This is a genomic window from Corynebacterium sp. S7 (assembly GCF_054401105.1).
Map to the genome: position 1 here is coordinate 569,018 of NZ_CM136760.1, position 21,942 is coordinate 590,959.

The window sequence follows — 21,942 nt, forward strand, 5'->3', positions numbered from 1 at the left end:
CACATGACACACACAAGTGCAACAAACAAGATCAAAGAGCGAGTACAAAAACTACTCAATCAAGCAGCGGACCGCGAGGGAACACCCGAGGGAGACGCCTTCTATGACAAGGCATTTGCCCTCATGGCTTCCTATGGGTTCGACGAGCGCGATCTCAGCACGCAGCAAGACGCCGACAACGTCGGCAGGAAGACCTTCGCTTTTAGCGGTGCCTACACAGATATGCAGGCCTACCTACTCAACAGCATCGTTCATGGACTGCATTGCGTCGCCTTTTCCTCCGGCACCTACCGCTCCACGAAGGTCAAACAGATGATGGTGTTCGGCACCGAGCGTCACCTCGATCGCGTGGACCTGCTATTTACGCTGCTCAATGCGCAAATGATTGCGCAGGCCAAAAACGTCCGCGCGCAGACCGAGTTGGGAGTCTCCGTCATCGTCGCCAGGCGATCCTTCATGGTCGGTTTCGCCAGCCGGGTAGGCGAGCGCCTCCGCCAAGCGGAGAAGACAATGTCGAATTCATCAAGCGGTTACGCAGTAGCGCTTATCGACGACGCCGTGAAAGCCGAGGAAGCCCGTGCCGCTTTCGCAGAAGCCGAGGGGATCACCTTGGCCTCGTCGAAATCCCGGCGTTCCATGGACACCGACTCGTATTTTCAGGGGGTCAATGCGGGAAATGGCAGCGACATCGGGCAGACGCGACTAAGAAACCGTGCGGCCTTACCCCGCTGATTTGGCGGCGGATTTCTCAGGTCGCGCGAGCTCACCCGAGTAGAGATTGAACCGGCCCGGGCGAGCAAAGCCGACCAGTGCCATGTTTGCCTCGCGCGATAATTCCACAGCAAGTGACGATGCCGCAGAGACCGCGACAAGAGCTGGGAAGCCGGCCATCACTGCCTTTTGCACAAGCTCGAAGGAAGCGCGTGAACTCATTACTAGGATGAGGTTTTTGGCTGGCAGGAGGCCTTCCATGAGTAGGTGGCCGATGACCTTATCGGCTGCGTTGTGCCGGCCAATATCCTCGTGGATCACAATCGGATTTCCCTCAAGGTCAAAGGCTCCTGCTGCATGAATTCCACCAGTTTTGCGGAACTGCTTTTGTCCTTCACGCAGCTTGTCGGGCAGTGCCATCACAAGAGCCGGGTCCAAGGCAATGGGCTCGATGGGTGCATGAGTTTTGTCCATGATCTCATCGATCGACGAGGTTCCGCAGACCCCGCAAGCGCTGGTGGTTGGGCTAAGCCGAATGAACTTCGGGTCAACCTCGCGGGGCTGGTTAGCCTGGGTGACCAGGTTGAGGTCGAGCACGTTATAGGTGTTCTGCCCGTCGGGCCCAGTTGCCCCCGCGCAGTAACGTGCGGTGGAAATTTCGGCCGGGTCGGTGATAATTCCTTCGCCGTAGAGCCACCCGTGGGCAAGCTCGATATCGTGGCCAGGTGTACGCATCGTGGTGGTCAGGGTGCGACCGTTATCGCGGATTTCCAGAGGTTCCTCCACCGAGACGGTATCTGCTCGTGTGTCCACGGTATATGCGTCGCCGTCGAGAGTGACCTTGGTAACCGCGAAGTTTCGGTTAATCCGTCCCACTATCTGCTGTACTCCTCAAGAATCGAATTGATCAGTGCAATCTTTTCTCGCACCTCGGCCACCACTTGCTCGTCGGAAGCACCCTTATTCGAGGCAGTTGCCATGCCAACCAGGAACGCAGTTACCGGAGCCGCCGCCCGAGAAGGGCCGTGCGCGACATTCCTGGTCAGATCCAAAAGATCACCCACAAGCAAGCGTGTGACCTCGGGGGAGATCCCCAGAGCAGTTGATGCTTCGTTCAACCATTCGTGGGTCGATTTAATTTCTTCGGGGCTATCTTTTGCCATGGAATCACTATCCCTTCCGGTCGTTGGCGTTTACTCCCAGTGGCTCCAGGTGTACTACCAGAGACTTCGAGACCGGAGTCTCGGAGCCGTGAGCGTGCTCCTCCAACGGGACAAGGATGTTGAGCTCGGGGAAGTAGCCGGTTACGCAATCAACCGCGTGGTCGTATTCGACCAGGCGGAAGTTCTTCGCGCGACGCTCGCCGGATTTGTAGACAGAAACGACATCGACCAGGTCGCCGTCCTTGAGGCCACGCTTGACCAAGTCGGCCTTGTTAATGAACAACACGCGACGGCCACCGCGGACTCCCCGGTAGCGATCATCTAAGCCATAGGAAATGGTGTTGTACTGGTCGTGGCCACGCACGGTAGAGAGCAACAGCTGATCGTCGCGAAGCTCAATTGTGTTTGTGGGGTTGATGGTCAGCTGCGCCTTGCCGTCCGAGGTGTTGAAGATGCGCTCGCGGGCTGCGTGCGGCAACATGAAGCCGCCGGGGCGCTTGAGGCGCTCGTTGTAGTTCTCGAAACCTGGGATGGTGTTGGCGATGTGATCGCGGATGACGCCGTAGTCGTCGATCATTGGCTGCCAAAAATCGTCGCCGAAGGTCTCGCGGCCGATGGAGCAGATGATGTCGACCTCGGACTTGAGATCTAGGTCCTTGTTGGCCTTGCGCTTCGGGCGAGAACCTGAAACTTTCGAGTCCGAGGCCTCAACAGAGGTCATCTGTGGGCCGGATTTCTGCGGGTCATAATCCGTGCGCGAACGAACGGGGAGGATCAGGCCCTTGTCGCCAGGCCATGCGCAGGTGGCATTGAGCTTGGTTAATAGGTGCACTGTCATCTGGTTCTTAGACATGCCGTCTTCTACCGCGGTGGTATCCGAGATTGCGCGGACATAGTTGCCACCGAGGGAGAGGAAGAAATCACTCTTGCCGTCGCGCAACGCCATGGCCGTTTCCACCGAGCTCCGTCCGTGCTCGCGAGGAACGTCAAAGCCGAATTCCTTCTCCAGGTTGGACAGGAACCACTCGGGCATCTTCTCGGAAATACCCATCGTGCGGTCGCCCTGGACATTCGAGTGACCGCGGAAGGGGAAGGACCCCGCGCCGGGCTTGCCAATATTGCCGGTCAGAAGCAGGAAGTTCATCATCTCCTGGATGGTGTTGACGGCATTCTTGTGCTGGGTCACCCCGAGCGTCCAGCACAAGGTGATCGTTTCGGCCTTCTCAACATAGTCGACGATCGTTTTTACCTGGGCCTGCTTGATGCCGGAACCGCGCTCTAGGGCGGCGTCATCGAGCGAGTTGAGGTAAGAAATGGTCTCGTCCACGTTCGAGCAGAAGGTGTCCAAGAAGGTGTGGTCGAGCAAATCTCGGCGAATCAGCTCGCGGTTGATCTGCTGGAACAAGGCACGGTCGCCGTCGAGGCGGACCTGAACGTACTCATCGGCCAGCTTGTTGGGAATGTTCAGCGCACCCTTGACCGACTGGGGTTCCTTGAACTTCATCAGGCCGGTCTCAGGCATGGGGTTAATGGCGATCATCTTGCCGCCGTTGACCTTCTGCTTGTGGAATGCCGTCAACGAGCGCGGGTGATTGGTGCCAGGGTTCTGGCCCACCGAGATAATCAGGTCAGTGTTATGTAGATCCTGCATGGTGCCGGTGCCCTTGCCCACGCCGACCATGTTCGCCAAAGCAATACCAGTGGAATCATGGCACATATTGGCGCAGTCAGGCAGGTTGTTGGTGCCCATTCTGCGACCAAGCAGACCAATTGCGTAGGCGGACTCATTGACCGCGGTGCCTGAGGTGTAGAAGTGCGCGCGATCAGGATCGGTGTTTTTGAGCTGCTCCGCAATCATGGAGAAGGCTTCAGACCAGGAAATTGGCCGGTATGTTTCGGTGCCGCTGGAACGGTCGTAGAACATTGGCTCTTGCAAGCGACCCAACTGGTCAAGCTCGTAATCGGTCATCTCGCGCAGCTTCTCAATGGGAGTAGAGGCGAAGAATTCCCGAGATACCCGCTTCGGGGTGGTCTCCTGAGCGATCGCCTTGGCGCCGTTCTCGCAAAATTCCACGATGCCAAGCTCACCCTGGGGTGGCTCTGGCCAGGCGCACCCAGGACAGTCAACGCCGCCGTGTTTATTCAAGGTGAGTAGGGGCATTACAGCGTGGGCTGGGACGGCGTGGGCCATGGCGTGGTAGACGCCTTCGAGACCCGCAGCAGCGGTGGTGCGGTGGCCGATCCGCGGATTATCAAAACGATTGGCAACCGGATTCGAGCGTGAAATTTCCGTCGGAGTAGACATAAGCCGAAGCTTACTTAAGAAATAGTCGGGTGAAAACAGTTGAAATGGAAACCAGCTGGCTGGCAGTGGCCAAGGAACTCGTCGACAAGCGAAAAGGCGATTTTGTCCTGCGTTAATGTACGTGTAACGTTGGTCGGCGGATTAGTGCGTGCTATTGTAGCGCGCCACGAATCCTCAAAGTACATATGATTCCAACTTTGTTGCAGGCCCCTCGCCGACATGCGGACCGAGTGTATGGATTGGGCAGCGAGCACCACGCGTTATTGAGCGCGCGGAGCGTAAGTAGCCCCCGACAGACCACACGGATAACGCGACCTAATTATTTAATTATATGGGTCAGGTGGGGAAGGAACCGTAACGAGAAAGGTAACGGTCAATTCCATGACCATGACAGATCCAATCGCGGATATGCTGTCCCGCGTGCGCAACGCAAACAATGCGCACCACGACACCGTGTCCATGCCTTCTTCTAAGATCAAGGCGAACATCGCCGAGATCCTGAAGCAAGAGGGCTACATCGCTGACTACAAGGTCGAGGACGCAAAGGTCGGCAAGACCCTGTCCCTCGAGCTGAAGTACGGCCCAACTCGCCAAGCATCCATTGCTGGCCTGCGCCGTGTTTCCAAGCCTGGTCTGCGCGTGTACGCAAAGTCCACCAACCTGCCTGAGGTTATCGGCGGCCTGGGCGTGGCTATCATCTCCACGTCCCAGGGCCTCCTGACCGATCGTCAGGCTCGCGAGAAAGGCGTAGGCGGGGAAGTCCTCGCTTACGTCTGGTAAATAGGGAGGTAGAACAATATGTCACGTGTAGGTAAGGCACCTATCGCAATCCCTAAGGGCGTTGAAACCAAGATCGACGGCCAGAACGTAGAAGTCAAGGGTCCTAAGGGCACCCTGTCTTACGTCGTTCCAGCTCCGATCTCCGTTGCTGTCGAGGAAAATGAAATCGTGGTCACCCGTCCGGATGACCACCGCACCAACCGCTCCCTCCACGGTCTGTCCCGCTCGCTGGTCAACAACATGGTTGTTGGCGTCACCGAGGGTTACAAGATCAACATGGAGATCTTCGGCGTTGGCTACCGTGTGGCGCTGAAGGGCAAGAACCTTGAGTTCGCCCTCGGCTACTCGCACCCGGTCCTCATCGAAGCGCCTGAAGGCATCACTTTCGCTGTTGACGGCAACACCAAGCTCTCTATCGAGGGCATTGACAAGCAGCTGGTAGGCCAAATTGCTGCGAACATCCGCCGTCTGCGCAAGGACGATCCTTACAAGGGTAAGGGTATCCGTTACGCGGGCGAGCAGATTCGTCGCAAGGTCGGAAAGACGGGTAAGTAAGCAATGAGCAACACTGCAGAGAACACCAAGCGCACCCCGGTTGGCAAGGACATCTCGTCCCGCCGCCGCGAGGCTCGCGCACGTCGCCACTTCCGCATTCGCAAGACCCTGCGCGGCACCCCAGAGGCTCCACGTCTCGTTGTGCACCGCAGCTCCCGCCACATGCACGTTCAGGTCATCGACGACCTGGCAGGCCACACCCTGGTTTCCGCTTCCTCCATGGAAGCAGATGTGCGCTCCACCGAGGGCGACAAGAAGGCCAAGGCAGCAAAGGTCGGCCAGCTCATCGCTGAGCGCGCAAAGGAAGCCGGCATCGAGCAGGTCGTATTCGACCGCGCTGGCTACAAGTACCATGGTCGCGTCGCAGCGCTTGCAGACGCAGCTCGTGAAGGTGGACTGAAGTTCTAATGACTAACATGACCATGAACATCAACGGAAGGAACGCGTAATGCCGGGACGTGAACGGCGTGACGGCGGACGCTCCGCCGACGACCAGAACAACAACAACCGCAACGATCGTAACGAGCGCGGTGGCCGCGGCCGTCGCGACGATCGTCGTAACCAGAATGATGAGCGCGACAAGTACATCGAGCGCGTAGTCTCCATTAACCGTGTTGCAAAGACGGTTAAGGGTGGCCGCAACATGTCCTTCACCGCTCTTGTCATTGTCGGCGACGGCCAGGGCATGGTCGGCGTTGGCTACGGTAAGGCTAAAGAAGTGCCAGCTGCTATCCAGAAGGGCTCCGAAGAGGCTCGCAAGAACTTCTTCCGCGTCCCAATGGTTGGCGGCACCATTCCTCACCCAGTCCAGGGTGAAGCAGCAGCGGGCATCGTTATGCTCCGCCCAGCTGCTCCTGGTACCGGTGTGATCGCGGGTGGCGCAGCTCGTCCAGTTCTTGAGTGCGCAGGCATTCAGGACATCCTGGCGAAGTCCCTGGGCTCCGACAACTCCCTCAACGTTGTGAAGGCAACCGTTGCGGGTCTCAAGGCCCTGGCTCGCCCTGAAGAGGTTGCTGCTAAGCGCGGCAAGACTCTCGACGAGGTCGCACCTGCACGTATTCTGCGCGCTCGCGCAGGTCAGGAGGCGTAATCACCATGGCTTTGAAGATTACTTTGCACCACGGCAAGGTTGGCAGCAAGCCAGTTCACCGTGCAAACCTTGAAGCTCTGGGTCTGCGCAAGATCGGCCAGACCGTGACCAAGCAGGACAACGCCGCAGTTCGTGGCCAGATCCTGAAGGTCGCTCACCTGGTTACCGTCGAAGAAGTAGCAGGGGAGTAGAGATTTCATGAGCGACATTATTAAGCTCCACGATCTGCGCCCAGCCAAGGGCGCTAACAAGGCTAAGACCCGCGTTGGCCGCGGTGAGGCTTCCAAGGGTAAGACTGCTGGTCGCGGTACCAAGGGTACTAAGGCTCGTAAGCAGGTTCCACACGCATTTGAGGGTGGCCAGATGCCACTTCACATGCGTCTACCTAAGTTGAAGGGCTTCAAGGCTCAGAACAAGACCATCTACCAGGTGGTTAACGTTTCTGATCTGGAGAAGGCTTTCCCACAGGGCGGCGACATCGCTGTCTCTGACATCGTTGCAGCGGGCCTGGTTCGCGCAAAGCAGCCAGTTAAGGTCCTGGGCAACGGCGACTTGGGCGTCAAGCTCAACGTCACCGCAACCAAGTTCTCCAAGTCTGCAGTAGAGAAGATCGAAGCTGCTGGAGGCTCTGTCACCGAGGCATAAGCCACGCTGATAGCTAAAAACGGCCGCATCCTTTTTGGATGTGGCCGTTTTTCGCGTCTGCGACTACTGTCCGAGCTCCTTGCGACGCTCCATCGCAATACGCAGCCGCTCGGAGCGTTCCTCTTTCTGGGACCTGTCTAACTCTTCAAGGATTTTTTCTTCTTCATCCCCGATTCCGTAGAGGCTGCGCACTCCCCAAGAAGCAAGGGCACCTACCGGAAAGACGAGCCAGAAGAGCGGGAAGTCGAAAGCAAAAAGCCCGAGGAAGAACATGATCATCACAACGGCCCAAATCACGCTGTCGGCGCGTCGGACCAAACGACCTCGTTTCTCAATCCTGTCGAGTTCCGCATCCGCGCCGAAAGAAGACTGCGTTTCTACTACCTCGGCGGGTTTTTCCGGCATGTCCGCGAAAACTTCAGCGAGATCGCTCCGGTAGATGGCAGTGACAACTTTGCCTGTGCGTGCATCAAACTCGGTGATGTCCATGTAGCCATTCGCGAAAAGTTCGCTCAAGCGATCAAGAGCGGAATTTCGATCGGCATCCCCGACGCGGATATCACCGCTGTTGTCCATGATGCCTCCATTTTTCGGGAAATTTTTAAGCACTTTTTCGCATTCTATTTTTCATCTTATTTGTAACGATATGCAGAAGCCATCCTACCGAAGGTCGGGGTAGGGAAATCGTCGTTAAGTGTTCTGTGCTTGACTTTTTATGCTCTTGTATGCAAAAAAGTAACAAATTTTGGCTTATCCAGGCCCTGAAAATTAGGCTCTGGTCGATTGGCTGATAGAGTGAAAAAGTCAATTGTGTTTTGAGGCGAGCGATTTAGCCTGCCTACATTCCATTCCGAAAACCTTCAACCCATACAGAGGGGTAGAAGCCAGGAGGCTTTGTGTCTGCCATTCTTCAGGTGTTCAAGGATCCGGATCTGCGTAAAAAGGTCCTAATTACCCTTGCGTTGATCATCCTGTACCGCATCGGTGCCCAGATTCCTACGCCAGGCGTTGATTACGCTGTGGTTGCTGGGCGTCTGAAGCAGCTTACCGAGGAGTCAGCGAGCGTGTTCTCGGTGATCAACTTGTTCTCGGGTGGTGCTCTGCTTCAGCTGTCCATCTTCGCCATCGGCATCATGCCGTATATTACGGCTTCGATTATTGTCCAGCTGCTCACTGTGGTGATTCCGAAGTTCGAGGAGCTGAAAAAGGAAGGCCAAGCGGGCCAATCGAAGATGACGCAGTACACGCGTTATCTCACCGTGGCTCTGGCACTGCTGCAGTCTGCTGGCATTGTCGCGCTGGCAGACCGTGAGCAGCTCCTTGGCCCGGGTAACCCAGTTCTTGTGGAAGACCGCAATCTTTTCACGCTGATCATGATGGTGGTTGTCATGACTTCGGGTGCGGTATTTGTGATGTGGCTCGGTGAGATCATCACTGAAAAGGGCGTCGGCAACGGCATGTCCCTGCTGATCTTCGCCGGTATTGCAACACGTATCCCAACAGAGGGCGTAGCCATCTTCCAGCAGTCCGGTGGCTTGGTGTTCGCCCTCGTGGTTGTTGCTGCAATCGTCTTGGTTATCGGCATTATCTTTATCGAGCAAGGACAACGCCGCATCCCTGTGCAGTACGCAAAGCGCATGGTGGGCAGGCGCCAGTACGGTGGTTCGTCCACCTATCTGCCGCTGAAGGTGAACCAGGCAGGCGTGATCCCCGTGATCTTTGCTTCCTCGCTGATGTATGTTCCGGTGCTGATCACCCAGATCATCATCTCGAACCAGGTCACTCCACCGGATAACTGGTGGATGCGCAACATCTACTCCTGGCTGCAGACGCCTTCCTCGTGGCAGTACATTTTGATCTACTTTGTGCTGATTATTTTCTTCTCCTACTTCTACGTCTCCATTCAGTACGACCCAACTGAACAAGCCGACAACATGAAGAAGTACGGTGGATTTATCCCAGGCATCCGCCCGGGACGACCAACTGCTCAGTACCTGGCATATGTGATGAACCGTCTGCTCTTCGTCGGCGCACTGTACCTGGCGCTGATTGCGGTATTGCCAAACTTGGCGCTTGGCCAAACAATGGGTGGACAAAGCACTATGTCCGCGTTCGGCGGTACGGCTGTGCTGATTATGGTTTCTGTAGCGTTGACTACAGTGAAGCAAATTGAATCCCAGCTCCTCCAATCCAACTACGAAGGACTTCTGAAATAATGCGACTTGTACTCCTCGGCCCTCCGGGCGCAGGTAAGGGCACCCAGGCAGCTATCCTCTCCGAGAAGCTTGGCGTCCCACACATCTCTACCGGCGATCTCTTCCGCGCCAACATTGGCGAGGGCACCCCGCTCGGTGTCGAGGCTAAGAGCTACATTGATGCCGGCAAGCTCGTTCCTACCGATGTCACCGCTCGCATGGTGGAGTCCCGCCTTGCTGAGGAGGACGCAGCAAACGGCTTCCTGCTCGATGGCTTCCCACGCACCGTGGAGCAGGCTGAGATCCTTTCCGATCTGCTTGCTAAGTCCGGCGTGGAGCTCGACGGCGTGCTGAACTTCGTCATTGACGAGGATGTTGTTGTTGAGCGCATGCTCGCCCGCGGCCGCGCAGACGATAACGAAGAGACGATTCGTACCCGCCTGCAGGTCTACAACGAGGAAACCAAGCCTCTGATCGAGCACTACGGTGACCAGATCATCTCCATCGAGGCAGAAGGCGACGTTGAGGAGATCAACGCTCGCGCAATGGAGGCCCTGGGTAAGTAAAACTTGCCCCTGGCTCTTAGGCCTTCACGCCTTCGGGCTAAGGCGCCGGTACCTTGACGCTTTGTCAGGTACCGGCGTTAAATTTTTCTCATACACTGATCTCGTTTCAGACTCTTTCTCGCTCAAGTACAAAGGAGGGCACTGTCGTGGTGTTCCATAAACGTAAGAAGGTTATTCCAGGCAAGACCCCTGGTGAACTGGATGCCATGGAGGCCGCAGGTCGCATCGTAGGCATCGCTCTCCAAGAAGTTCGCGCGGCAGCAGTTGTCGGGGCTACCACGGCGGACCTAGATAGGGTCGCGGAGGAAGTTATCCGCGCCCACGGTGCCATTCCAACTTTCCTGGGTTACCAGGGTTTCACGGGTTCGATCTGTACGTCTGTCAACGAGGTTGTTGTGCACGGCATTCCTAGCGACGAAGTAGTGCTCAAAGCAGGGGACTTGGTCTCCATCGATTGTGGCGCCACCTTAGATGGTTGGGTCGGAGATTCGGCGTGGAGCTTCGGTGTTGGCGAGCTCGCCACAGACGTAGACAAGCTCAATCGTGCTACCGAACAGGTACTCCTTGAAGGTTTGCAGGCCATGGTGCCGGGCAATCGCCTCACCGACGTCTCTCACGCCCTTGAGATGGCAACTCGCAAGGCAGAACGCGACTTCGGCATCGAGCTGGGCATCCTCGACGGATACGGCGGCCACGGCATCGGACGCACCATGCACGAGGATCCCTACCTCGCCAACGAGGGGAAGGGAGGTCGCGGCCCATTCATCGAGGAGGGTTCTACGCTCGCCATCGAACCCATGCTGATTCTCGGTGGGGAAGTTGATTCAGAGGTGCTTGACGACGATTGGACCGTGGTTACCTTCGACTCTTCTCCTGCCGCGCACTGGGAGCATACGGTGGCAGCAACCTCCCAGGGTCCCCGCATTCTTACCCCCCGTACTAACAGTTAGATAACAAACTTATAAGTCTTCAACTATGCTGTGCTCATGTCTTTGATTTCCCGACGCGTTGGCGCCGTATGCGCAGCACTGATCACTGCAGTTGGTATCTTTGCGGCACCAGGTGCACAAGCTCAAACCCTTTCTCCTGATTCCGGCATTGTTTCCACCCCTCCTTTCGATATTCAAACCGAAGCGGATCGTATTTCCCAGCAGGTCGAAGATTCTGCATGGGCTGCGCGCAATGACGCACAGCGTGCCGTCCACGCAACAAATGGCCTTGATGCCAACCTGACCAACCAAGTCAGCGCTGGCATCGACCAGGCAATCGAGGTTGTCTACCCAGGCATCATTGAGCGCCGCACTCCTCGCCCAGCACCAGAACCAGCACCGGCACCTGCTCCAGCGCCGGCTGCGGCAGCGGTCCAGCAAGAAGCCTTTGACTATGGCTCCTGCCCAGCTGATGCAAAGGTCTGCGTGGACATTGCAGGCCAGCGTTCGTGGCTGCAGAACAACGGCGAGAAGTACTACGGTGCTGTTCGCGTGTCCACCGGCAAGGTTGGTCAGGAAACCCCTACTGGCACCTTCTACGTGACCCGCCAGGTCCGCGATGAGATCTCCTACGAGTTCAACAACGCACCAATGCCGTTTGCAACCTACTTCACCAACAACGGCCACGCTTTCCACGAGGGCTCCCCAGACAACATGTCCGCTGGTTGTGTTCGTATGTACCGCGCTGATGCAGAAAAGTACTTCAACGATCTGCAAATCGGCGACAAGGTTTACATCTACTAAGCACTCCGGCAGTGGCGTAAATTCATTCGTCGTAAAGCTTTTTCCTCACCGTTTCCGCGCGACCTGCGGGAACGGTTTTGTTTTTGGGGCTTGACGCGCTATAGTTGACCATTGGTGTAGCACAAGATGTGCTCATCATGATAGTGGACCACTAAATATGCAGGTATACATGGAGAATTGTATACCGGGAATGCGGAGTTTATGGCTAAAGAAGGCGCAATTGAGGTTGAAGGCCGTATTATCGAGCCTTTGCCAAACGCAATGTTTCGTGTCGAACTAGACAACGGGCACAAGGTTCTTGCCCATATCAGCGGCAAGATGCGCCAGCACTACATCCGTATCCTCCCTGAGGACCGTGTCGTTGTGGAGCTGTCTCCATACGACTTGGACCGCGGGCGCATTACGTACCGCTACAAGTAAGACATAATTAAGCCTCCTTACCCAGGGCGCACACATGTGTGCACCTGCTACTACCTCTGGCTGCGATGGCTGGAGCCACGCGTATCACGACCCAACACCCGGTACGGACCGGGGCAAGTGTCGGTTGGCGTGGGCGGATAGGGAGAAAACCATCGTAACAACCCGAAAGGCACGTACCTTATGGCACGTCTAGCTGGTGTTGATCTGCCCCGCAACAAGCGCATGGAGATCGCACTTACCTACATCTACGGAATTGGCCCAGCCCGTTCCAAGGAACTGCTTGAGCAGACCGGCATTTCCCCTGACCTGCGTACCGACGACCTGACCGATGATCAGGTTGCAGCGTTGCGTGACGTGATCGAAGCATCCTGGAAGGTCGAGGGTGACCTCCGCCGCGAAGTTCAGGCTGACATCCGTCGCAAGATTGAGACCGGTTCCTACCAGGGACTGCGCCACCGTCGTGGCCTGCCAGTTCATGGTCAGCGCACCAAGACCAACGCACGTACTCGCAAGGGTCCTAAGAAGACCATCGCAGGAAAGAAGAAGTAATTCATGCCTCCTAAGTCTCGTGGCGCGCGTCGTCGCGTCGTAAAAAAGAATGTGACCACTGGTCACGCATACATCAAGTCCACCTTCAACAACACCATCGTGTCGATCACTGATCCTTCCGGTGCTGTCATTGCTTGGGCATCCTCTGGCCACGTCGGATTCAAGGGCTCCCGTAAGTCCACTCCGTTCGCTGCACAGCTGGCTGCTGAGAATGCTGCACGTAAGGCAATGGATCACGGCATGAAGAAGGTTGACGTTTTCGTCAAGGGTCCAGGTTCCGGTCGTGAAACCGCAATCCGTTCCATCCAGGCTGCAGGCCTCGAAGTGTCGTCGATCTCGGACGTGACGCCACAGCCATTCAATGGCTGCCGTCCACCGAAGCGTCGTCGCGTTTAAGGGAAAGGAAAAAGGTTCTAAATTATGGCTCGTTATACTGGCCCAGCAACCCGTAAGTCCCGTCGTCTCCGCGTCGACCTCGTCGGTGGAGACATGTCCTTTGAGCGTCGCCCATACCCTCCGGGGCAGGCTGGCCGCGCTCGCATCAAGGAATCCGAGTACCTGCTGCAGATGCAGGAAAAGCAGAAGGCCCGTTTCACCTACGGTGTAATGGAGAAGCAGTTCCGTCGCTACTACGAAGAGGCTAACCGTCTCTCCGGCAAGACCGGCGACAACCTGCTCGTTCTGCTGGAATCCCGCCTAGACAACGTTGTCTACCGTGCAGGTCTGGCTCGCACTCGTCGTCAGGCGCGTCAGCTGGTCTCCCACGGTCACTTCACCGTTAACGGTAAGAAGATGAACGTTCCATCCTTCCACGTGTCTCAGCACGACATCATCGATGTTCGTGACAAGTCCAAGAAGATGATTTGGTTCGAAGAAGCTCAAGACAACCTGGTCGATGCTGTTGTTCCAGCATGGCTCCAGGTCGTTCCTGAGACCCTGCGCATCCTCGTGCACCAGCTGCCCGAGCGCGCTCAGATTGAGGTGCCTATCCAAGAGCAGCTCATCGTCGAGCTTTACTCGAAGTAATCACTTCATCCCGCCAACCCGATGCGAGTCTACGGTTTTTCGTATACTTCGAATCTGGCAAGTCGGAAAATCTTTCAAATATTCGTTCCTACCGGCGTCAAATAGCGGTCGCCGACAAAGGAGAAGTCCATGCTCATTTCACAGCGCCCTCAGCTAACTGAGGAATACATCGATACCAACCGTTCGAAGTTCGTTCTCGAGCCACTCGAGCCAGGTTTCGGTTACACCCTTGGTAACTCCATGCGCCGTGTCCTGCTGTCTTCCATTCCTGGTGCAGCTGTGACCTCCATCAAGATTGACGGTGTGCTCCACGAGTTCACCACGATCAATGGTGTCAAGGAGAACGTTTCGGAGATCATCCTGAACGTTAAGGAACTGGTTATTTCCTCTGACTCTGACGAGCCAGTAGTTATGTACCTTTCCAAGGAAGGCCCAGGCCAGGTTACTGCAGGCGACATTCAGCCACCTGCAGGTGTGGAAATCCACAACCCTGACCTCGTGCTGGCAACCCTGAATGAGCAGGCAAAGCTGGACATGGAACTCATTGTTGAGCGTGGCCGTGGCTACGTTCCAGCAATGCCAGATTCCGCTGGTGAGGTTGGCCGCATCCCGGTTGACCAGATCTACTCTCCAGTGTTGAAGGTCAGCTACAAGGTCGAAGCTACTCGTGTTGAGCAGCGCACCGACTTTGACAAGCTCACCATCGACGTGGAGACCAAGAACTCCATGTCTGCACGTGACGCACTCGCATCTGCAGGTTCGACTCTTGTCGAGCTCTTCGGCCTGGCCCGTGAGCTCAACACTGAGTCCGAGGGCATTGAAATCGGACCATCCCCACAGGAGACCGAGTACATTGCCGCCTACAACCTGCCAATCGAGGACCTCAACTTCTCCGTTCGTTCCTACAACTGCCTGAAGCGTCAGGAAATCCACTCCGTCGGTGAGCTCGCTGAGTGCACCGAATCGGACCTGCTGGATATCCGCAACTTCGGCCAGAAGTCGATCAACGAAGTCAAGATTAAGCTCGCTTCCTTGGGCCTGACCTTGAAGGACGCTCCGGAAGATTTCGACCCAACTCAGATCGAGGGATATGACGCTGAGACCGGCGACTACATCGATTCAAGCGCGGAAGATACCGAGTAATAGCCACGCGACATAGAGCCTTTGCTCTTTGGTTTTAGACTGAGGAATTAGGGCTCGCGCGCTCAACAATCCGCACACGAGGAGTACGAAAATGCCTACCCCAAAGAAGGGCGCCCGATTCGGCGGATCCGCATCCAACCAGAAGCACATTCTGGCTAACCAGGCTGCGGCTCTGATCGAGCACGGTGCCATCACGACGACTGACGCAAAGGCAAAGGTCCTGCGTCCTTACGTTGAAAAGCTGATCACCAAGGCTAAGGGTGGAACCCTGGCCGACCGCCGCGAGGTTGCGAAGCACATCCCTAACAAGGCTGTTGTTTCCTACCTGTTCAACGAGCTCGCTGAGAAGTTCGAGAACCGTCCAGGCGGCTACACCCGCATTGTCAAGCTGGAGAACCGTGCCGGCGACAACGCACCAATGTCGCAGATCTCCCTCGTTCTCGAGGAGACTGTTTCTTCCGAGGCAGAGCGCGCAACCCGCGCTGCAGCTTCCAAGCAGGCTGAGGCTGAGGAGGCTCCTGCAGAGGAGGCTCCAGCAGAGGAAGCCGAAGCTGTAGAGGCTGAGGCTGAAGAGGCTCCTGCTGAAGCAGAGGCTGAGGAAGCTAAGGAGTCCGAGGAGAAGTAATTCTTCCTAGACCCGCGACCGCCTGATTCTTACCTTTTGGTAGGAATCAGGCGGTTTTCGCATTGCTAGGGCTGGTTGGTCGATACTGGAATCGACCAACGCGGAAAATGAGCCGGTTAGGTCCATACTGGGAAACATTAATTCCGCATGGTCGATTTCAGCTGTGCGCCATATCGAAACATGCGGAAATCAGCCTCGAAATTCCGCCCTCATGGGTGCATAAACAAACATAAAATCCAGAGTTAGATATCAAATTCCAGTTGCCCCCAACCTCCCGAGAAGCACACGGCTTGGTACGCTGAACCAATCATGGAGAATGCTTCACACCCCCTCACGCGCCTGCGCATTGATTTGGCGTACGACGGCACCGACTTTCATGGGTGGGCGCGGCAGAAAGCCGGGCCTGAAGGTTCAGTGCGCACCGTCCAGGAGGTACTTGAGGATGCGCTGAGCACGATTTTGCGCGTACCTGTCCTACTGACAGTTGCGGGCAGAACCGATGCGGGTGTGCATGCCGCTGGCCAGGTAGCGCATTTCGACGTGCCACTGGATAGCCTGAACCAACGCACCATTGAGGGAGATCCGCACAGGCTGGTGCGACGCCTTGGCAGATTCCTACCCGAGGACATTCGCGTCGACGCAGTTTCTTTTGCCCCGGCGGGCTTTGATGCGAGGTTTTCTGCTCTCACGCGCAGATACGTGTACCGAATCACTACGCACCCTGGTGGGGCGTTGCCCATGCGGGTGCGCGATACCGCGACGTGGATGAAGCCCGTAAACCTGTCCGCGATGCAGGATGTTGCCCAGGCACTTGTTGGTCTCAACGATTTTGCTGCTTTTTGTAAGCCCAAACCGCATGCGACCACCATTCGAGAATTGCAGTCTTTTACGTGGCGCGATTCGTCGACAAGCATTGAACCGATGCTCTACGAGGCTGAGGTGATCGCCGACGCCTTCTGCTGGAACATGGTGCGATCGCTGGTCGGTGCGTGTTTGACGGTCGGGGAGGGCAGACGGGAGCTTTCGTGGGCCGACATTTTGCTCGCGCAAAAGCAACGCTCCTCGGAGGTACCGCTGGCTCCGGCGCGGGGACTCACGCTGATGGGCGTGACGTATCCGCCGGATAGCGAACTTGCTCTGCGAACTGCGACAACCCGGGGCATGCGTGAACACAGTGAACTTGATCCACCGCCTGAACAGGATTAAGGCGATTGATCCCGAAACTAAAGGTGTGCAGGTCTACAATCAGGGAGACCTTGCTTCCTAAAGAGGCTGAAGAAGAAAGCGCGAACTACTAATGAGCACTGAAGTAGCCATTTGGGTGGCAATAGCTGTTTTTATGCTGCCTGGACTAATCATTGCATTAGTCTCTGGGCTGAAACTCCCGGCTGCTGTAGCCTCGGCGATGCCGGTGACATTTGGCATCGTGGGTTTGTCCGCGTGGGTGTGGGGTGCGCTTCATGTGTCCTTCAACTGGGCCACCTTCCTTGTGTTTTGGTTCGTGGTGCTCGTAGTGGCCACGCTGTGGCGCTGGATGTTTCTGCGACGAGAGATCAAGCAACAACCGGGAATCTCGTGGCGTGAGAGGCTATGGGGCGGGAAGAACCGCGAGGGCAGCATTTTCGATCCGTCGTGGATCCTGCCGGCAGCAGGCGTGATTGTGGGCGCGTGGCTGCTGATTTCGAAGCAGGTGCGCTGGCTCAAAGCCACACCGGGCGGAGTAAACAACATTGTGCAGGGCTGGGATTCCCAGTGGCATGCGAACTTGGTGCGTTTCATCATGGAAGAGGGCGTTGCCTCGGCAACTAGGATGGGCGAGCTGCAAAACCTAGAAACGCATGCTGTGATGCTCTACCCGTCGGGGTTTCATGCGGGCACGGCTCTATTTGCCCAGGCTGCGTCGCTTGATCCTATCCCCGCGGTGAATTTGGCCAGCATTGTTGGCCCAAGCCTGGCTCTGGCCATGTCCATGGCCTGCATCGTGTGGTCGATGGTGGGCAATCGAGGCCTCGTGTACCAAATTGGTGCGGGGCTTGCGCCGATTCTGGTTTTCGCCACCCCGGTAATTATTTGGATTGGCAACTATGTGGGCGCGTGGCCGTACCTCTTTGCCATGACCATGACCGGAATGGTGATTGCGCAGTTTATCGGGGTGCCACGGAACCACGTCACGGCGCTGGCCGCCGTGTTTGGCTTCTTGGGCCTGATTCAAGTTCATCCTTCATCGGTCACCGTCGTTGCTCTGGCCGTGGGAATTTTCTGGTTGTTCTATCAGCTGTGGGCTCCAGCGACAACGCGGCTGAAGGACTTCTTCTGGTTGGTCAGCCCGGCGGTGGTCGGCGCCTTGCTCTACCTGCCGCAGATCCTTGCGGGGTCGACACAGGCCGAGGAGGTCGCCTCCTGGGAGCGTGATGGGGAACTGACCAACGCGGAAGCCTGGTCGCGTGCGTTCTTCATGGACACTCGCCACGTCAAAGAGTTCTTCCCGAATTTTGATCCCACAATTTTGCTGTGGCTCGCGCTCATCGGTGCGCTGTTTGTGGTGGTGTGGCAGCGCCTGATCTGGGTTGCTGTGACCTATGTGGTTTTCCTTGTCGTTCTCGTGCACAGCCTGCGCCCATTTGATGGGTGGTTCGGCAACGTGCTCGAAACTGTGACTGCCGTGCACTACAACGGCGCGCACCGATTAGTCATGCCGGTGGCCATGATTGTGATAGCCGGGGCCGCCGTCGGCATCGCCGTGCTGATTCGCGTGATCACCTTCGCGCCACTGGCCGCTCGCGCGGAAAGCCCCAGGTGGGCTCGTGTTACCGGCGCGCTGTCTGTCGTGCTGGCCGTTGTGGCTGGCTGGGGCGCCACGTGGTGGGTGACCGATACTTCTGAGGATGCAGCCCGGGCCATCTTCAAGTCGTCGAGGGTGACAGGGCGCATGGTCAATGAGGACGACCTTGCCGCCTTTGACTGGCTGGGATCCCAACCGGCGGCCTACGAGGGCTTGACAATGGGCGAGCCCGCCGACGGGCACTCATGGATCTATGCATACAACGGCGTGCCAACAGTCTCTCGCCATTATCAGTGGCCGAATGCCGGCGATAATTCGAGCACGAAGAAGCTTTACGCGCAGGGCTACCTTCTCGGCGCGGGCACGCGTGACAACCCAACTGCTCCCAATGTGATCGACAAAGCCGCGGAAGCCCTCGACGTTCGCTTCTTCCTGATCAGCCCCTACAATTTCTGGGCGCAGCAGACCAACCGCTGGGAGCTCACCCGTGGGCTGTGGGCCACCAAGGGTGTGACACCTGTGTACCGAAAGGGCTCAACGGTGATTTTCGCCGTCAACGCCGCATTTACCGAAGCGGAACTCTCCGAGATGGAAAGAAGTGCAGTGGAGGCGGGCTCGGATCCGTTGGGCAACACCGCAAACGAAAGAGCAAGCAACCAAACAAGCTCTCCAGTTGAGGCAACAGCAGGGAGCTTTTACACTGGGCCCTAGCGCTGCGAGAGGGGCTCGCAGCACGCAATAGTTCGGGGATTCGGGGGAATCACGTGGCTGGCAAGCTTTTGCCTACCACCCGTGCGCAGGTTTCGGGGCATAAGTTCCTGCGCAGGAGGGTAGAGCACGGTTTAGTTTTTGGCGATATTCGCATGATCCACGACCCGCTGGCGTCGCGTCAGCGGGCGGGCATACTCGGGCTCGTGGCCGTTGCGTTGATAGCGGCGGTGTCGGGGTTGCTCGCATGGCTGCAGCCGAATTCGGATCCCGGCGATGCGCCGGTGGTGCGTTCGGAGCAAGGTTCGTTGTTCGTGCGTATCGACGATCGCCTGCACCCAGTTTCCAACCTCTCGTCGGCACGCTTAATCGTCGAAGAGCCCGTCACACCTGCAACAATCGGCGAGAACAAGCTGGCGGAAGCCCTGCAGGGCGTGCCTGTGGGTATCCCGCACGCGCCGAACGATTTCGCCCCCGCGCCGACTGATCCCGCCCCGGGCGCGTGGGCCGTGTGTCACAGTGGCACGGAAGTTACTGTTGTTGCGGGTGCGGCCACGCATTTGCTTGACGACGATGCCGCTGTCATCGCCCGAGTCGGCCAGACCGAATGGCTGGCTACTGCGCAAACCCGCACGCAACTTCCGCCGGAGCACGATCCTCAGGGCCGGGCGATTCGGCGCGTGCTGGGAATCTCGGCGCAGACCCCGAGATGGGAGCCTCCCGCCGAAGTCTTAAGCGTGCTTGATGAGGGAGCACCAATGAACATGCCGTTCCCGCTGCCGGAAGTGTTGGTGGCAGGCGACGGCAACCAGGAAGAGGCGTGGATCCGCCTTGCAAGCGGTGGCATCCAGCCAATTACTACAACTCAGGCGGCCATGTTCAACGATGCGGGCGCATTTTCCCGAGACATCGATCGCGCGGAACTTGCTGCATTCCCCGATGCCGCTGAACCGCTGGAGATCACCCTGCCGGCTCATATGTCGCAGTTTTTAGATCCCGCAGAGCAACCTCTGTGCATCACGGACCAAAACACCCTGGCTACCTCTCCCGACACCGACCTGGCGCAGGGGAGAATCGAGCTTTCTGGCCAGTCCGCCGCTACCCATTTTGCAGGCTTGAGCGCCGGTGCCGTAGGAGTAGATACTGGGCATGGCTACCACGTGATTTCCCCGGTGGGTCAGCGCCACGAGCTAACAAACCCCCAGGCCCTGCAATCGCTGGGAGTGCAACGAGTCGACGAAGTGCCGTGGAATCTCATTCGCCTCTTGCCAGAAGGTCAGGTGCTAAGTAGGGAAGCTGCGCTGGCAAGCGCCTACTAATTTTTTGTATTCTTGGCGGGCATCGATACGAAATTGTAGTTAGAGTGGTGTGTCATGAGTATTCCCCAAGGTCTGGTTAATATCGGTGGCACTTTGAGTAACGCACTCGGGTCGACGTTCCAGAGTCGCAGCGTGGATGCGGAAGACATTCGGCCAGTTGGTTGGTACCGGCACTCTCAGGGAGTGGAGAAGCTACTCAGTAGTTTCCAAGCGGTGCCGAAGGGCCAACGCGTTCGTCTGGCGAAGAAAACGTCGAATCTTTTCCGCGGACGCTCAGGAAATGTCGCTGGTCTTGATGTCAGCGAGCTCAACGGCGTGATCGAGGTCGATCCCGTTGCGCGTACCGCGGATGTGCAAGGCATGTGCACCTACGAGGATTTGGTTGATGCCACTCTTCCCCACAAGCTCGCGCCTTTTGTGGTCCCGCAGCTGAAAACCATCACCCTGGGCGGTGCGGTTACGGGCATGGGCGTGGAGTCCACCAGTTTCCGCAATGGCCTGCCACATGAGTCCGTGATTGAGATGGACATCTTGACCGGCACCGGCGAGATTGTCACCTGTTCGCGCACCGAGAACGTGGACTTGTTCCGTTCCTTCCCCAACTCCTATGGCTCGCTGGGTTACGCTGTGCGCCTGAAGATCGAGCTGGAGCCAGTGAAAGATTTCATTGAGCTCAATCACGTTCGCTTCCACGACCTGCAAAGCTTCCAGGATGGCCTAGCCAAGGCGGTAGAGGAAAAGCAGTACGAGGGCCAGCCACTCCACGGCATCGATGGCGTCTCCTTCTCACCTGAGGAGTCCTATTTGATCCTTGCGGTGGCCAGCGACGAGGAGGGCCCAGTTTCGGATTACACCCGCGACCAGATCTACTACCGCTCGCTGCATCACCCAGAAGGTGTAAAGCGCGATCGTCTGACTATCCGTGACTACATCTGGCGCTGGGACACTGACTGGTTCTGGTGCTCCCGCGCTTTTGGCGCCCAAGAACCAACGGTACGTCAACTGTGGCCACGAGAGCTGCGCCGCAGCTCCGTCTATTGGAAGCTGATCGGCGTAGACCGCAAGTTCGACGTTGAGCACAACCTGTTGAACAAACCTAAGGGTCTTCCGCACCGCGAGCGCGTAGTCCAGGACATTGAGGTCACCGTGGACAATCTCGCGGAGTGGATGGACTGGTTCTTTGGTGCCTGTGACATCCAGCCGGTGTGGTTGTGCCCGATCCGGCTGCGCGATGGCTCCGAGGAACTCATTGGCACCGGTGAGGTTACAAAGGATGCCACGGTGCCGTGGCCGTTGTATCCATTGGACACTAACTCCACCTGGGTCAACGTGGGCTTCTGGTCTGCGGTGCCAGGTGACTTGGTCACCCCGGAGGCCACTCCTGGTGCTTTCAACCGGGTGATTGAGAAGCGTGTCTCCGAACTCGGCGGCCACAAGTCGCTGTACTCAGAGGCCTTCTACAGCCGCGAGGAGTTTGAAAAGCTCTACGGCGGGAAGCTGCCCCAGAAGTTGAAGCAGGTCTATGACCCGGATCAGCGCTTCCCAGGGCTATATGAAAAAACCGTCAGTGGCGCGTAGCCGCTTACGGAACAAAAAATTGCACAAGCTAGTTACTTTAAGACTCTAA

Annotated in this window: 25 protein-coding genes; 21 read left to right on the forward strand and 4 right to left on the reverse strand. The window is 57.1% G+C overall.

The window, feature by feature from the left end:
- Positions 1–3: 3 nt before the first annotated feature.
- Positions 4–732 (forward strand): DUF2786 domain-containing protein, encoded by a 729-nt coding sequence (locus ACXZ66_RS02795; protein WP_458750335.1) that lies wholly within the window; start codon positions 4–6, stop codon positions 730–732.
- On the opposite strand, the gene fdhD is transcribed toward ACXZ66_RS02795, so the two are convergent.
- Genes fdhD through ACXZ66_RS02810 form a run of 3 tightly spaced genes read right to left on the reverse strand, consistent with a single transcriptional unit; the run spans position 721 to position 4,179 of the window.
- Positions 721–1,590, reverse strand: a complete 870-nt coding sequence (gene fdhD, locus ACXZ66_RS02800; protein WP_458751246.1) for a formate dehydrogenase accessory sulfurtransferase FdhD — start codon at positions 1,588–1,590, stop codon at positions 721–723. The two genes, ACXZ66_RS02795 and fdhD, sit on opposite strands and share 12 nt — an antisense overlap.
- Positions 1,587–1,874 (reverse strand): DUF6457 domain-containing protein, encoded by a 288-nt coding sequence (locus ACXZ66_RS02805; RefSeq protein ID WP_458750336.1) that lies wholly within the window; start codon positions 1,872–1,874, stop codon positions 1,587–1,589. The genes fdhD and ACXZ66_RS02805 overlap by 4 nt, the downstream gene beginning before the upstream one ends.
- 7 nt (positions 1,875–1,881) lie before the next feature.
- Complete coding sequence (locus tag ACXZ66_RS02810; protein ID WP_458750337.1) at positions 1,882–4,179, reverse strand: FdhF/YdeP family oxidoreductase; 2,298 nt, start codon at positions 4,177–4,179, stop codon at positions 1,882–1,884.
- Between the two features lie 381 nt (positions 4,180–4,560).
- Between ACXZ66_RS02810 and rpsH the strand changes: the two genes are divergently transcribed.
- Genes rpsH through rplO form a run of 6 tightly spaced genes read left to right on the forward strand, consistent with a single transcriptional unit; the run spans position 4,561 to position 7,249 of the window.
- Positions 4,561–4,959 carry a 30S ribosomal protein S8 gene (rpsH, locus tag ACXZ66_RS02815; protein WP_458750338.1) on the forward strand — a complete coding sequence of 133 codons (399 nt, stop codon included), beginning with the start codon at positions 4,561–4,563 and terminating at the stop codon, positions 4,957–4,959.
- A gap of 18 nt (positions 4,960–4,977) precedes the next feature.
- Positions 4,978–5,514: a 50S ribosomal protein L6 gene (gene rplF / locus ACXZ66_RS02820; RefSeq protein ID WP_458750339.1), complete on the forward strand. Its 537-nt coding sequence runs from the start codon at positions 4,978–4,980 to the stop codon at positions 5,512–5,514.
- Between the two features lie 3 nt (positions 5,515–5,517).
- Positions 5,518–5,922 (forward strand): 50S ribosomal protein L18, encoded by a 405-nt coding sequence (rplR, locus tag ACXZ66_RS02825; protein ID WP_458750340.1) that lies wholly within the window; start codon positions 5,518–5,520, stop codon positions 5,920–5,922.
- A 40-nt stretch (positions 5,923–5,962) separates the two neighbouring features.
- Positions 5,963–6,604: a 30S ribosomal protein S5 gene (gene rpsE, locus ACXZ66_RS02830; protein WP_458750341.1), complete on the forward strand. Its 642-nt coding sequence runs from the start codon at positions 5,963–5,965 to the stop codon at positions 6,602–6,604.
- Positions 6,605–6,609: 5 nt separating this feature from the next.
- A complete protein-coding gene (rpmD, locus tag ACXZ66_RS02835) occupies positions 6,610–6,795 on the forward strand; it encodes a 50S ribosomal protein L30 (protein ID WP_018297755.1) in 186 nt (61 codons plus the stop codon).
- A gap of 7 nt (positions 6,796–6,802) precedes the next feature.
- Positions 6,803–7,249 carry a 50S ribosomal protein L15 gene (rplO, locus tag ACXZ66_RS02840; protein WP_458750342.1) on the forward strand — a complete coding sequence of 149 codons (447 nt, stop codon included), beginning with the start codon at positions 6,803–6,805 and terminating at the stop codon, positions 7,247–7,249.
- 63 nt (positions 7,250–7,312) lie between these two features.
- Here the strand turns inward: rplO and ACXZ66_RS02845 are convergent, their stop codons facing one another.
- Positions 7,313–7,825, reverse strand: a complete 513-nt coding sequence (locus tag ACXZ66_RS02845; protein ID WP_458750343.1) for a DUF1707 SHOCT-like domain-containing protein — start codon at positions 7,823–7,825, stop codon at positions 7,313–7,315.
- A 320-nt stretch (positions 7,826–8,145) separates the two neighbouring features.
- On the opposite strand from ACXZ66_RS02845, the gene secY reads away from it, so the two are divergent.
- From secY to ACXZ66_RS02915, 14 genes are all read left to right on the forward strand, one after another.
- Positions 8,146–9,465, forward strand: a complete 1,320-nt coding sequence (gene secY / locus ACXZ66_RS02850) for a preprotein translocase subunit SecY (RefSeq protein WP_458750344.1) — start codon at positions 8,146–8,148, stop codon at positions 9,463–9,465.
- Positions 9,465–10,010, forward strand: a complete 546-nt coding sequence (locus ACXZ66_RS02855; protein WP_458750346.1) for an adenylate kinase — start codon at positions 9,465–9,467, stop codon at positions 10,008–10,010. Before secY ends, ACXZ66_RS02855 begins: the two co-directional genes overlap by 1 nt.
- Positions 10,011–10,156: 146 nt before the next feature.
- Entirely contained in the window at positions 10,157–10,960 is an 804-nt protein-coding gene (gene map / locus ACXZ66_RS02860; RefSeq protein ID WP_458750347.1) for a type I methionyl aminopeptidase, read from the forward strand.
- 36 nt (positions 10,961–10,996) lie between these two features.
- Entirely contained in the window at positions 10,997–11,743 is a 747-nt protein-coding gene (locus ACXZ66_RS02865; RefSeq protein ID WP_458750349.1) for a L,D-transpeptidase, read from the forward strand.
- A 201-nt stretch (positions 11,744–11,944) separates the two neighbouring features.
- Positions 11,945–12,163, forward strand: a complete 219-nt coding sequence (gene infA / locus ACXZ66_RS02870; RefSeq protein ID WP_018297748.1) for a translation initiation factor IF-1 — start codon at positions 11,945–11,947, stop codon at positions 12,161–12,163.
- A 180-nt stretch (positions 12,164–12,343) separates the two neighbouring features.
- Positions 12,344–12,712 (forward strand): 30S ribosomal protein S13, encoded by a 369-nt coding sequence (rpsM, locus tag ACXZ66_RS02875; protein ID WP_458750351.1) that lies wholly within the window; start codon positions 12,344–12,346, stop codon positions 12,710–12,712.
- Between the two features lie 3 nt (positions 12,713–12,715).
- Complete coding sequence (gene rpsK, locus ACXZ66_RS02880) at positions 12,716–13,108, forward strand: 30S ribosomal protein S11 (RefSeq protein ID WP_458750352.1); 393 nt, start codon at positions 12,716–12,718, stop codon at positions 13,106–13,108.
- A 24-nt stretch (positions 13,109–13,132) separates the two neighbouring features.
- Positions 13,133–13,738, forward strand: a complete 606-nt coding sequence (gene rpsD, locus ACXZ66_RS02885) for a 30S ribosomal protein S4 (RefSeq protein ID WP_458750354.1) — start codon at positions 13,133–13,135, stop codon at positions 13,736–13,738.
- Positions 13,739–13,867: 129 nt separating this feature from the next.
- Entirely contained in the window at positions 13,868–14,881 is a 1,014-nt protein-coding gene (locus tag ACXZ66_RS02890; protein WP_458750356.1) for a DNA-directed RNA polymerase subunit alpha, read from the forward strand.
- A 91-nt stretch (positions 14,882–14,972) separates the two neighbouring features.
- Positions 14,973–15,506 carry a 50S ribosomal protein L17 gene (gene rplQ / locus ACXZ66_RS02895; protein ID WP_458750358.1) on the forward strand — a complete coding sequence of 178 codons (534 nt, stop codon included), beginning with the start codon at positions 14,973–14,975 and terminating at the stop codon, positions 15,504–15,506.
- A 309-nt stretch (positions 15,507–15,815) separates the two neighbouring features.
- On the forward strand, positions 15,816–16,712 hold the full coding sequence (gene truA / locus ACXZ66_RS02900; RefSeq protein ID WP_458750360.1) for a tRNA pseudouridine(38-40) synthase TruA: 897 nt from the start codon (positions 15,816–15,818) through the stop codon (positions 16,710–16,712).
- A gap of 91 nt (positions 16,713–16,803) precedes the next feature.
- Positions 16,804–18,999: a DUF6541 family protein gene (locus tag ACXZ66_RS02905; protein WP_458750362.1), complete on the forward strand. Its 2,196-nt coding sequence runs from the start codon at positions 16,804–16,806 to the stop codon at positions 18,997–18,999.
- Positions 19,000–19,052: 53 nt separating this feature from the next.
- Positions 19,053–20,315, forward strand: coding sequence for a type VII secretion protein EccB (eccB, locus tag ACXZ66_RS02910; protein ID WP_458750364.1), 1,263 nt, complete (start codon positions 19,053–19,055; stop codon positions 20,313–20,315).
- Positions 20,316–20,369: 54 nt separating this feature from the next.
- Positions 20,370–21,893 carry an FAD-binding oxidoreductase gene (locus ACXZ66_RS02915; protein ID WP_458750366.1) on the forward strand — a complete coding sequence of 508 codons (1,524 nt, stop codon included), beginning with the start codon at positions 20,370–20,372 and terminating at the stop codon, positions 21,891–21,893.
- Positions 21,894–21,942 lie beyond the last annotated feature (49 nt).